This window comes from Frankia sp. CeD (assembly GCF_000732115.1).
GTDB classification, from domain to species: domain Bacteria; phylum Actinomycetota; class Actinomycetes; order Frankiales; family Frankiaceae; genus Frankia; species Frankia casuarinae.
In genome coordinates this window covers 338,753-350,829 of the sequence record NZ_JPGU01000001.1, presented here as the reverse complement: position 1 = coordinate 350,829, position 12,077 = coordinate 338,753, and the positions used below count along the sequence as shown (strand labels likewise).

Genomic DNA, 12,077 nt, shown 5'->3' with positions numbered 1-12,077 from the left:
GGCGGTTCTCGCAACCGTCCATCTGTGTTAGAGCGGGACGGATCGCCCCGTTCGGCCCAGGTCGGGCTCGATGCTCGATGTTAGGAGCTTTGTGTTCGGAGGGGGATCCCGGGTCGTCTTGGAGACAAGGTGTCGGATCAGGCCGCGTAACGGATCACGATGTCGTCGACGATCATCTCCAGGAACGTCTGATCGACCGGGTCTCCGGTCAGCAGCACCCGTTGGAGGATGACGGCGGTTCCGAGTTCTATGAGTACCGTGCGGTCGNCGTCCGGGCGGACCTCGCCGCGGGCGATCCCGCGTTCGATGATGGCTTCCGAGCTCGCCTGGCGTTGCATCCAGAGGCCGCGGCGCAGGGCGTCGCGCAGACCGGGATTGCGCGGCATCTCCGAGATCAGTTCCGCGAGGATCCGTCCCCGATCGCCGCGGATCGCGTCATGGAACGAGGTCAGGAACTCAAGGATGTCCAGGCGGAGGGAGCCGTTGTCGGGTGCCGGCATCCGCTGCTCGGTGAAGGCGTTGACCGCGTCCATCACCAGGGCGAGCTTTGACGGCCAGCGCCGGTAGATGGTGGCCTTGCCGGCTCGCGCCCGGGTGGCCACCCGGTCCATCGTCACACCGTCGTATCCGACCTCGGCCAGAAGGTCCAGGGTGGCGGTGCGGATCGCCTGGTCCCGGCTCTCGTCGCGAGGTCGGCCGCCGGGGTGCGACGACGCGAGCGAGAACGGGGTCACGACACACCCTCCAGGTTGCTGCGGACTGGACGGCGCTCCACGCGGCGTTCCCGGTAGCCGATGTGTCTCGCTGGATGGAGGGCTGTGGGCGCGCGGCGCCAGCCTGGCCCGCCGAGCGTAGCCCACCGGCGAAGGTTCGGGAACCGTTCGGTATCGGAACTGGGTTGTTCCCGACTTGTCCGCCGGGGACGGTGAGAGGGCGGAACGTCCTGTTCCGCTGTCGTGCCGTGTCGGCGGGCGTGTTGGGCGTCCGGGGTGGCGGCGATGCGCGGTGCGCCTGAAACGGCCGGTCCGGTGCCGGAGCAGGTGGCGGAATGCGCGCCGGGCCGGGGTGTCGGGCCGGTGGCCGCTGGTGCGGTCAGATCCGGCCCGCATGCTCCGGGATGTGCCGACGACCGTCCTGACGGGCTCCGCAGCTCGTGGCGGCCTTGGGGTGGTCCGGGTGGAGGAAGACCCACTTCTTGTAGGCCCAGAACCGGAATACGGTGCCCAGCCCGGTGCCGATGATGTTACCGAACAGGTTGAACGCAAGTACGCCCTTGAGATCGAGTACATAGCGTGCGAACCCGAGGCAGCCGAGCGCGATCAGCAACCCGACCGTATTCAGGATCACGAAGAGTGTGTACTCGCGACGTAGACCGGTTCGGGCGCGATGGTTGAACGACCATTGCCGGTTCCCGATGTAGGAAAAGGTGGCGGCGACCACCGTGGAGACGGTCTTCGCGCTGAGCGGACCCATTCCGAGAAGCGTGTGGCACAGGTTGGAGACGAGAAAGTCGATGGCGTAACACGCACCGCCGACCAGCCCGAACTTGCCCATCTCGTGGACGAGTACCTGCACCGGTGAGCGGGTCTGTCGGTGTCTCACCACGGGCGACCCCGATCGATATTTACCACCCAGAGAGAGTACCGGCTGCTCCCGGCCGCCCACCGTGCCACCCCCGTCGACGGTGGCGTGGTGGACATCCGCGGCGAGGCCGGCTCACCGGACATGATGCCGGACGTAGCGGTGAACGCGCCGGCGCGTGGTGGAGTCACCGGGTAGCTGTTCCCATCTCTACGCTAGGTGATGCCACCAATCCGGTGCGGCGGGCAACGTGAGTGGCACAACTTCGGCAAAAACTCGGGAACGTTGGNGAAGCTGGGCCCATGGACGGCATCCTGGCAGTTGGAGAGTGGGGACCATTGATCGGAAGGACGCATCATCATGATCCGCTCGAGTCGTTGGCCGAGCCGTTGATGCCGACGTCAAGGACCGATGACCACGTGGACACCGATGACCACACCGCTGTCGACCCCGTTGCCGATGTCCATGCAGACGATGTCCATGCGGACACCGTGCGCCCCGCGGATACGGTGAGCCCGGTGAGCGGCGCTGCCACGGCGACCGAACTCCTGCTGAGCTACGCTGCAGGTCACCCCGCCCGGCGGCGGGAGGCCGGGCTACCTGCCCTGCCCGGCGCGCGGCCGCGCCTGGGCGTCGCGGTGGTTGCGTGTATGGACGTGCGGATCCAGGTGGAGGCCTTGCTCGGTCTTGTCGAAGGTGACGCCCACATCCTGCGCAACGCCGGTGGTGTCATCACCCCGGATGTGGTCCGCTCGCTCGCCGTGAGCCAGCACGTGCTGGGAACGACGGAGATCATTCTTTTGCATCACACCGGGTGTGGTCTCGAAAGGATCACCGACGACGGGTTCCGGGACCAGTTGGAGTGCAAGACGGGCGTTCGTCCCGAATGGGCCGTGTATTCCTTTCCCGATGTCGAGGAGGACGTGCGCAAGTCCGTCAGGGTGCTGCGTTCGTCGCCGTTCCTGCAGTCCACCACCTCGGTACGCGGGTTCGTCTACCAGGTGGAGACCGGGGCACTGGTCGAGGTTCTGCCGTAGAGCGGTCCACGGCGGCGTGGGGATAGGCCGCATTGTCGGATCGTCGTCGGACCAAGCTTGCTCGGTCCGGTCGGTGGGTCACGCGAGTGGCCGTCCGAGCGCGTGGTAGATCCAGCCGGCATCCCGCCAGACCGCGGGATCCAGGACGTGCCGTCCGTCGATGACGATGGGTCTGCTGACGTGCGGCCGTAGGGCGGCCGGGTCGATCTCGCGGAACTCACTCCATTCCGTCAGGACCAGGACGATCTCCGCGCCTGCCACGGCCCGTATCACCGAGTCGGTGTAGTGCAGGTACGGATAGTGAATGCGGGCGTTCGGGATCGCCGCGGGGTCGTAGACGGACACGTGGCCGCCGGCGCGGTGCAGCGCGGTGGCCACGTCGAGGGCGGGCGAGTCGCGGATGTCATCGGAATTCGGTTTGAAGGCGGCACCGAGGACCGCCACCATCCGGCCCGTCGGCGAGCCCCCCAGCGCCTTGGTGGCCAGCGCCACCGTCCGCGTCCGGGCCCGCGTGTTGACGGCGTCGACCTCGGTGAGGAAGGCCAGCGCGGAGCCGACTCCCAGCTCGTCCGCACGGGCCTGGAAGGCACGGATGTCCTTGGGTAGGCAGCCGCCGCCGAAGCCGATGCCGGCCTGGAGGAACCGGGGCCCGATCCTGGGGTCGTGGGCCAGGGCGGCGGCGAGTTCGGTCACGTCCCCCCCGGTCATGTCGCAGATCTCGGCCATCGCNTTGATGAAGGAGATTTTCGTCGCGAGGAAGGCGTTCGCGGCGACCTTCACGATTTCGGCCGTGACGAAGTCGGTGACGATGACGGGTGTGCCTTCTTTGATCGTTCTGGCGTAGACCGTCCGCAGCCGTGCCTCGGCGGTGCCACCCGGGACGACCCCGAAGACCAGGCGGTNCGGCCGCAGGGTGTCGTCGACGGCGGACCCCTCCCGGAGGAACTCGGGATTCCACGCAAGTTCCGCGCCCGGGGCGCCGGCGGCAAGTCGTCCGGCCAGCCGGGCCGCGGTGCCCGTGGGAACCGTCGACTTGCCCACCACCAGCGTCCCGGGCCGCAGCCCGGCCGCGATCAGACCATTCGCCGCCGCCTCGACGTGGCGCAGGTCCGTCGCGCCGGAATCGGGCCGTTGCGGTGTTCCCACGCAGATGAAATGCACCTCGGCCCGGTCAACCGCCTCGGCGAGCGAACTCGAGAAGGTCAGCCGTCCCGCCTCCAGGTTCTTGCGGAGTAGCCCTTCCAGACCGGGCTCGAAGAAGGGCACCTCACCCGCGGCGAGCCGCTGCGTCCTGGTCGCGTCGATATCGACACCGATGACCTCGAAACCCAGTTCCGCCATGCACACGGCATGTGTCGCGCCCAGATAGCCGGTGCCGATGACGCTGAGGTGAAGAACCGGTGACGTGCTCACGTCTGAGTGACCTCCGCTGCACGTGGTAAAGACGGCCGCCGCGCTGCCCCAATTCTCGTTGGCCGTCGCGCCGTTCGATGGTCACGCCGTCTGTGAGCCGCCCGGATGTCGGGTATGGTCATTCCCCGGCCGCGGCCCGATACGGGGGTCGTACGGGTTTCACCCGAGGCGGGGGAGCGGCAGCGACCGGACCCCCGCGGGCAGTGGGCTGGGCGCGTGCCGCAGGACTGATCGGCCGACGGCGGTGATTTTCTCCGTCTCGATGCGCCGCGGGAGCGCGGCGCTGTCGAGATGCCGGCACAGCACGATCGACGAGCCTGCGACCAGGGGAGCAAGCAGCGAACCGACCAGGCCCTCGGTCGTGGCGAGCGGCGCGGTGAACAGCACCCGGTCCGCGGGTCCCAGGCCCCACGCCCCCGCGATCGCGGTACCCGCGCGCAGCAGCGCGGCCTGCCCAGGCGGCGCTGCCGGGGCGGCGAACCGATCGCCGTGCGGGGGCACCTCCGCGGCGTAGTCGAGAACCCCGGCGACGGGCCTGCGCATCCGACCACCCAGCGGGCGCAGTGACAGGGCCACGATCTCGTCCACCATCAGGCCGAATGCCTCGTCGAGCCGGTCCTCGGCCACGAACAGCGCGTCGAGGGGGGTCGCGACCGGGAGCTCCCCGCCGGCCTTCTCGGCGTCCCCGCCGTCCTGCTCGCCGGCTGCGTCCCGGACGAGGACCGCGTCCATCCCGGCCGACCAGGTGGCGAGCAGGATGACCGAACTGAGCCAGTGCGTCGGCAGGTGGACGCCGACCCGGTCACCGATGCCGAGGCCGAGCGTGTCGACCAGCATGTTCGCGGTCTTCGCCACCCAGTTGTCGAAGGTGGTCGCCGAGAATTCCACGCGTTCGCCGGTCGCGTCGTCGTAGAAGGTGACCAGCGGGCGGGCGGGATCGGTGGCCAGCCGGTGCGCGAGGACGGACGCGATGCCGCGAACCCCCGCCGCGGGTGCGGCGTCGGCGTCCGCGGCCGGGCCAAGCAGCGTCCGTGCGGCGACCAGCCGCGGCACGGAGGCGCTCATGGCGTGCACGAGGGGTCGGAGGGAACGGGACCGACCGGAGCGGCCGCGGTGCCTGTGGTGCCGCCGACGCCGGCCCCGCCGGCCGCCGGGGTCGGCGTCGCGGTGCCGCCGATCGTGGTCGCCCGGGTGTCACCACCGGCGGCGGTCGAGGTCGTCGAGATCCTCGTGCCGACGGTTGCCGCCGCGCCCGGCAGCCCACCGCTGGGCAGGCCGGAGCTGGGCAGGCCGGTGAAGGTGGATCCGAGGACGAGGACGAGGCCGGCCCCGGAGCGGCCGGCGTCCGCGACGATCCGGCTGCCGGGGATCGTCGCCGCCAGGGTGCGTGCCGCAGCCTCCTGGCCCGGGGGATGGCGTACCTCGGTCAGAGTCTGGCGGGTCGATGTCGCGGCGGTCATCGGCCCAGTGAAGCCGCGTGCCCGCAGTCCGTCGACCGTGCCGGTGGCGAGTCCGGCACGTCCCGAGGCGTTGCGGACGGCGGCGATCGAGACCTGGGCGGGGTCGAGAGTTCGCTGTGCGGGAGGCTTGGTGCCCGCGGGCAGCAGCGGAGCGAGGACCTGGTCGAGGCCGGCCTGATCGACGATGAGTACGGCCCCGTGCGGGGGAATCGAACCCAGGTCGTCAACCGCGCCATCGGAGCGCAGCGCGATGTGCGTAGGGACTGTCACGAAGTGAATTCTTCCCGGACCCAGCTCGCTGACCCGCTTCGCGAGCTTGAGCATCGCGGTCTGGTCGAGACCCTGGTCGATCCGCAGCGCGCTGCCGACCGCACCGATCAGTGAAGTGATCTTGGCTGGGTTGGTGAGCACTCCGCTGCTGGTCGCTGTCGCCAGCAGCTTGGAGAGGAACTGCTGCTGGCGCAGAATGCGAAGGCGTTCGTCCCCGAGCGCGTAACGGGTCCGGACGAAGGCCAGCGCCTGATCACCGTTGAGACGGTTCTCGCCGAGCCGTCCGCTCCATCCCGACATCGAGTCGTGCAGGTTGCGGGTGCTGCCGTTCGGTAGGGGCGTCACGCACACGCTCACGCCTCCCACCGCGTCGGTCATCGTCTTGAAACCGGCGAGATTGATCGAGATGGTATGGTCGATCTTCAGGCCGGTCAGGGACTCCAGCGTGGTGACGAGACCGGGGACGTCCGCCAGCCCGAGCACCTCGGTGAGCTTCGACCGGCCGTCGTGGGCGGTGGCCTTCTCCCGCGGCACCACCGGGACGAGCATGTCCCGGGGGAAGGACAGTAACGTGGCCGAGCCGTCCTTGCCGAAGTGGGCGATGATGGTGGTGTCGGACCGGACGCCGTCCACCACGCCGTACTCACCCCCGGNGCCCTCCCGGCTGTCGTCGCCGAGCAGCAGGACGTTCTCCTCGCCGTCCGCGCTCGCCGGGCGGGCACCCTCGATGTCCCAGTCGACGCGCGTGACGGCCTTGTCGAACTGTCGGTAGGCGGCCCACCCGATGGTGCTCAGACCGAGAACCAGCACGGACAGCAGAGCGACGGCTCCAACGGACAGCCGTCGCAGCGGGGAGCGGTGGCGACGGGGCCCACGTGGGTCCAACGCGGACGGCAGGGCCGGCGGGCGCATGGTATCGGGGCTCACCTGAGTCGAAAGCCCTCCTCGTTCAGGCGGCCGGGGCGGGAGAACCCCCGCCGGAACGCATGCCGCGGCCGTCGTGGTCGTGATGTGGCAGCCGTGTCCGTCTAACTGGACGTTCCGGACGGCCAAGACGTTGCCATGACAAGCACGGATGTTCGCGGCGGGGTTGATCTCGTCTCCGGCCGTAGTGCGGACGGCGCGGAATGTGATCGGACGGTCGGGTGAACGATCAGTCAGCCGGCGGTGAGTCAGACGGCGAGCGGTTAGTACGTGCACCCCGAGGTGAGATCCGCGGCCGTTGACGGTGAGGCGGGAGGCGGGNCCGCCGTAGCGGNCCCNCCGGTCGCCCCGGCGGCTGTGCCGGTACCACCGGTCGATCCGGCGCCCCCGGCCGCTGGACTCGGGTTCACCCCGTTGTAGGACGTGCCCAGGACGAGGGCGATGTGGCCGGCGGGGACGGAGGCGTCCGCGCGCAACCGGCTGCCGGGCACGTCGGCCTGCACGGCATGGGCGGCGGCCTGTTCGCTTGGGCGGTAGCGCACCTGCGTCGTCTCCACCACGCCGGCCTGCCACGTCTGCGGCGGGCCGACCCGGAAACCGGCCTGCCGCAGCGCCCCGGCGGCCTTGGCGGCGAGGCCCCCCACTCCGGCGCCGTTGTAGACGTCGATCAGCACCTGCGCCGGGTCGACCGTCGGAGTCGGTGCCGGGGTAACGGAGGACTCCCGCGTGTCACGGGCCCGCCCGCGCAGCGGAGCGAGGAACTTCTCCAGCGTCTCGGGGTCGTAAAGCTGCACGGAGCCGAACCTCGGCAGCTCCCCCACGGCGTTGCCGCCCTCGGCCGGCGTCGGGGNGTGTACGGGGATCGTCTCGAACCGGATCTGATCGGCGGACATCCCGCGCAGCCGTGTCGCGAGCGCGCGCATGTCGTTCATGCTGGTGCCGTCATCGACGGTGAGCGCCCTGGTCGCGGCCTGGAGCAGGTTCTCCAGCCTGACCGGGTTGGCGAGCACCCCGGTCGTGGTTGCCTGGGTGAAGACGGCGCCGATGAACTGCTGCTGACGGCGGATGCGATCAAAATCGTTGTCGGGTAGGCCGTGGCGTTGGCGGACGAAGGCGAGTGCCTGCTCTCCGTTGAGATAATTCTTGCCTACCGTGCCCCGCCACTGTGACCACGGATCGTACAGATTGGACTTTCCGCCGTTTGGTAGCGNTTTTACGCAGACGGTGACACCGCCGATGGCGTCGGTCATCTCCTTGAAACCGGCCAGATCGACCGAGACGTAGTGGTCGATCTTGATGTCGGTGAGATTCTCGATCGTTCTGATCAGGAGACTGGGACCGCCGAGGGTGATCGCCGAGTTCAGCTTGCCGAGGCCGTGCCCCGGAATGCGCACGAGGGTGTCCCTCGGAAAGGAGACCATCGTCGTGGTCCCGTCCACGTCGAGGTGGGCCAGCATCGTCGTGTCCGACCGTTCGTCGGTCACCGCTCCCTGGCTCTCGTACTCGCCGCCGGTGCCCGCCCTGCTGTCCGATCCGACCAGCAGGAAGTTCCGGGTGCCCNCCGCGGCCTCCGCCGGCCGGTCCCCGCCGAGCCCGAGGCGGATCCGGTTGATCTGGGCGTCAAAATACTCGTAGGCGGTCCAGCCGCCCACCGCGGCAAGGAGTACCACGGCGGCGAGCATCGCTGCGACTACCGTGAGCAGGCGGGACGTCAGAGACCGCTCCCGGCGAGTGTCGTGTTCGTCGTCGCGTGCCTGGTGGTCGTCGCGTGCCTGGTGGTCGTCGCGTGCCTGGTGGTCGTCGCGTGCCTGGTGGTCGTCGCGTGCCTGGTGGTCGTCCCGGGTCGGAGACGGGCCTCGATACGCACGGGCGGTCGGATTCAGACGATTTCGTCGCCGCGGGGGCGGGCCCTGGGACCCCGCGGACAGACGCGGCGGCGCGTCGGTCACCGTGTCCCCCTCCCAGGCGGCCCGAGATGTCTGCTGAGTCTGGAACGATCAGATGCGCGGTAAGGTTTCCCGCCGACTGGCCGCCCCGAACCCTGCGACTACCCAACGTACCCGTATTGGGCGGGGTGTGCCTGTCGCCGGCCCGGTGCGCCTGGAAATACCCGTTGCACATGTGGGTGTTCACGGTGACGGGCGGGCAAAGATGGATCGAGCCGTCATGTGATAGGAATCACATCGGCGGTTACTTTNTNTNAGCTCAAANCGGCACGATAGGGTTTCGGATCATGAAGGCCCTCGTCCTTGCTGGTGGTTCGGGAACCCGTCTGCGGCCGATCACCCACACCTCGGCCAAACAGCTTGTTCCAGTGGCGAACAAGCCGGTGCTTTTCTACGGCCTGGAGGCCATCCGTGACGCCGGTATCACCGATGTCGGGATCATCGTGGGGGAGACGGCCGGCGAGATCCAGGCGGCGGTAGGTGACGGCTCGGCATTCGGGATCCAGGTCACCTACATCCGCCAGGACGCGCCGCTCGGACTGGCACATGCCGTGCTCATCGCCCGCGACTTCCTCGTCGATGAACCGTTCGTCATGTACCTCGGCGACAACCTGATTATCGGTGGGATCTCCAGCCTGGTCGAGGAATTCCGACGGACCACTCCGGACGCCCTGATCCTGCTGACCAGGGTCGACAACCCCTCCGCCTTCGGTGTCGCCGAGCTCGGTGCGGATCGGCAGATCATTCGACTGGTCGAGAAGCCGCTCGTTCCGCCGAGTGACCTGGCGCTCGTCGGCGTCTACATGTTCGGCACCCCCATCCACGACGCCGTGGGGGCGATCAAACCGTCGGCCCGCGGCGAGCTGGAGATCACCGAGGCGATCCAGTGGCTCGTCGACGGCGGATACGAGGTCGCCTCCCACCTGGTCGAGGGTTACTGGAAGGACACCGGCCGACTCGACGACATGCTCGAGACGAACCGCCATCTCCTCGAGTCGATCGAGCCGGCGATCCGTGNCAGCGTTGACGAGCACAGCACGATCGTTGGCCGTGTGGTGATCGAGGAGGGCGCCTCGCTGGTCCGGTCCACCGTGCGCGGGCCGGCCATCATCGGCCGGGACACCACCCTCNTCGATACCTATGTCGGCCCGTTCACCTCGATCTTTCACTCCTGCGTCATCGAACGGACCGAGATCGAGTACTCGATTGTGCTGGAGCGGGCGACGATCCGTGGGATCGGGCGGATCGAGGACTCGCTGATCGGCCGGGATGTCGAGGTCGTCCCCTCCGCGGCCCTGCCCAGGGCGCATCGGCTCATGCTGGGCGACCACTCCCGCGTCTCGGTGGCTACGACGGGGACCTGAGGCCTGCCCGGAGCGGATGTCCCTTGCGCATCCGTGACGGACTNCGTGGGGCGGGCGTCGGCCGGTGACCGCCCGATCCCGATCCCGATCCCGATCCCGGACCCGATCCCGGACCCGTGATCGCGGCCTCCCGCGTGCCCCTGGCTCCGCCCGCCCGCACCGCGACGGCGAGGCAGAGAACGACGAGCACCGCCGACAGCGCGAAGACCGTGATCGTGACGCCGATCGGGAACGGCGCCCAGCGGCCGGCCCCCGCGACGATCTCGGGAACGCGGGCCGGGGTGAAGGACACCTGGCGCGGCAACCAGTAGTACGAACAGACCGCCAGCAGCCCCAGACCCTGCATCAGCAGCGCGCCGACCAGCGTGACGGCGGGTGCCAGTCGCTCCCGGCCGCGCAGCGCCGCGCGCAGGCCCAGAGCGAACACCACCCCCAGACCGACCAGCCCCAGGTAGAGATACCGGCCCTGGACGGCGATGCCGCGGGTGTACTGCTGGTACTCCGCCCAGCTGCGCTGCCCGACCATCAGATAGGCGAAGGCGACCGGGAGCAGCAGTACCGCCGGCCCGGCGGTACTCGCCAGCCGGTCCGGCCGCGCGGCGCGGCGGGGTCCGGCGGCCAGCGCGGCCGCGCACAGTCCGACAACCGCCCCGGTCGCCACGACGATGGCGACCGGGGAGAGCTGGGGCGGCTCGAACAGGCCAAGCCCGCCCCAGAAGCGGCTGATCATAGTCCGGAAGAAGTACCAGAACCAGGTGAGGAAGGAGTCCGGAAGCAGCAGTGGTTCCCGCCGCGGCGGGTTCGTCGCCCACCCGTTCGGCTGGACGGAGTCGTACAGGACGTAGTTCCTGATCCACCACCAACCTCCCAGGGCGAGCCCGAGGCCGACCGCCAGCGTGGCCGGCGTCCATGGCAGGGAGCCGATCGCGCGACGCGACGCGAAAAGCCGGCCGGCCGGATACGCGGACCGTTCCGGTGCCTGCCGCCCCGCACGCCGCAGGCGCCACCAGCCGACCAGATAGGCGGCGACGATCATGGCCGGCAGGGCCAGCGCGAACGCCTTGGTCAGCAGGGCGATTCCCAACCAGATCCCGGCCCGGGCGGCGGTGCGGCGACGCATGTCGCCGCGCAGCACACCCACGAGAGTGACGGTCAGCCCGCCGGTGGCGAGCATCAGGAGGCCGTCATTGTTGAAGGTGGCACCGACCCTGGTGAACCCGGGCACGGCGAGTGGCAGGGTCGCCGCGGCGAGGGCCGATGGTTGATCCAGTCCGAAGCGGCGTGCCGCCAGCCATGCCAGCAGGGGCAGCGGCGCGACCACCAGGATGTTCAACAGACGCAGGACGAAGACCTGCTGGTCATAGGCCCAGTGCTTGGAGCCCGGCAGGGCGTCGAGCAGCCTGGCGCCGACCACGTAGATCAACGGTGGATGCTGCACCATCTGGTTGGAGAGACGGCCGTCGCCGACGGGGGCAACCCCGCCGAGGGCGTCGAACGACTGGCGCTGGCCGCGTGGCGTCGGATCGATCTCGGCGAAGGACGGGGAGCCCCGCCGTTTCCCACCGGCCTGGAACATGTCCTGGAAGCGGCCGCGGTCGAAGTCGTCAGAGGTCGCGGCTACACCCGTCGAGATGATCTTTTTGCCTGGTGCGGGCCAGCCGACTCCGTGCTGCAGGCCGTAGACCATGTCCACGTGCTGAGCCTCGTCGTATCCCGTCCAGGTCGGATACACGAACGCGTAGCTGAGCAGCAGGCCGAGGTGAACCGCCGTGATGAGGAGCAATAACACCGGCACGCGCCGCGGACCGGGCATCGACACCGCCTCGGCGGCTGGCCTCGTCCCTGCCGGCCTCGTCCCTGCCGGCCTCGTCCCTGCCGGCCTGGTCTCCGCCGCGGGATCGGGCGTGGAACCGGTGGTGTAGATGCAGTCGATGATCGACGGCTCTGGGGCATCCATGGTTGACGCCAGCGTAGACGACCGATGTGAGAGGTTGGACGAGCTCGGCGTGGGGTAACCGTTGCCTGTCTGTCGCACTCTTCTCGACACGGGCTGATCCTGGGCGGATCCTGAACCGGGCGGGT

At 69.3% G+C, this 12,077-nt stretch carries 9 protein-coding genes; 2 read left to right on the top strand and 7 right to left on the bottom strand.

What is annotated here, in order from left to right:
- Positions 1-137 precede the first annotated feature (137 nt).
- Both CED_RS01335 and CED_RS01330 read right to left on the bottom strand, forming a co-directional pair.
- Complete coding sequence (locus tag CED_RS01335) at positions 138-734, bottom strand: TetR/AcrR family transcriptional regulator (protein WP_035908225.1); 597 nt, start codon at positions 732-734, stop codon at positions 138-140.
- A gap of 358 nt (positions 735-1,092) precedes the next feature.
- On the bottom strand, positions 1,093-1,665 hold the full coding sequence (locus CED_RS01330) for a GtrA family protein (RefSeq protein ID WP_011435160.1): 573 nt from the start codon (positions 1,663-1,665) through the stop codon (positions 1,093-1,095).
- A gap of 335 nt (positions 1,666-2,000) precedes the next feature.
- Here CED_RS01330 and CED_RS01325 point away from each other — a divergent pair, with 335 nt between their 5' ends.
- Entirely contained in the window at positions 2,001-2,618 is a 618-nt protein-coding gene (locus tag CED_RS01325; RefSeq protein WP_011435161.1) for a carbonic anhydrase, read from the top strand.
- 78 nt (positions 2,619-2,696) lie between these two features.
- Here CED_RS01325 and CED_RS01320 read toward each other — a convergent pair whose 3' ends face one another.
- The 4 genes from CED_RS01320 to CED_RS01305 all read right to left on the bottom strand — a co-directional run bounded on the left by CED_RS01320 (position 2,697) and on the right by CED_RS01305 (position 8,634).
- A complete protein-coding gene (locus CED_RS01320; RefSeq protein ID WP_035908223.1) occupies positions 2,697-4,031 on the bottom strand; it encodes a UDP-glucose/GDP-mannose dehydrogenase family protein in 1,335 nt (444 codons plus the stop codon).
- Positions 4,032-4,190: 159 nt separating this feature from the next.
- Positions 4,191-5,096: a TIGR03089 family protein gene (locus CED_RS01315; protein ID WP_011435163.1), complete on the bottom strand. Its 906-nt coding sequence runs from the start codon at positions 5,094-5,096 to the stop codon at positions 4,191-4,193.
- The gene (locus tag CED_RS01310; RefSeq protein WP_035908349.1) at positions 5,093-6,673 is read right to left on the bottom strand and encodes an LCP family protein; all 1,581 of its coding nucleotides are present in this window, start codon (positions 6,671-6,673) and stop codon (positions 5,093-5,095) included. Before CED_RS01310 ends, CED_RS01315 begins: the two co-directional genes overlap by 4 nt.
- A gap of 275 nt (positions 6,674-6,948) precedes the next feature.
- Positions 6,949-8,634: an LCP family protein gene (locus CED_RS01305; RefSeq protein WP_035908222.1), complete on the bottom strand. Its 1,686-nt coding sequence runs from the start codon at positions 8,632-8,634 to the stop codon at positions 6,949-6,951.
- A gap of 284 nt (positions 8,635-8,918) precedes the next feature.
- On the opposite strand from CED_RS01305, the gene CED_RS01300 reads away from it, so the two are divergent.
- Complete coding sequence (locus tag CED_RS01300; RefSeq protein ID WP_035908221.1) at positions 8,919-9,995, top strand: glucose-1-phosphate thymidylyltransferase; 1,077 nt, start codon at positions 8,919-8,921, stop codon at positions 9,993-9,995.
- Here the strand turns inward: CED_RS01300 and CED_RS01295 are convergent.
- Positions 9,979-11,808 (bottom strand): DUF2142 domain-containing protein, encoded by a 1,830-nt coding sequence (locus CED_RS01295; protein ID WP_035908347.1) that lies wholly within the window; start codon positions 11,806-11,808, stop codon positions 9,979-9,981. The genes CED_RS01300 and CED_RS01295 overlap by 17 nt on opposite strands.
- Positions 11,809-12,077: the final 269 nt, after the last annotated feature.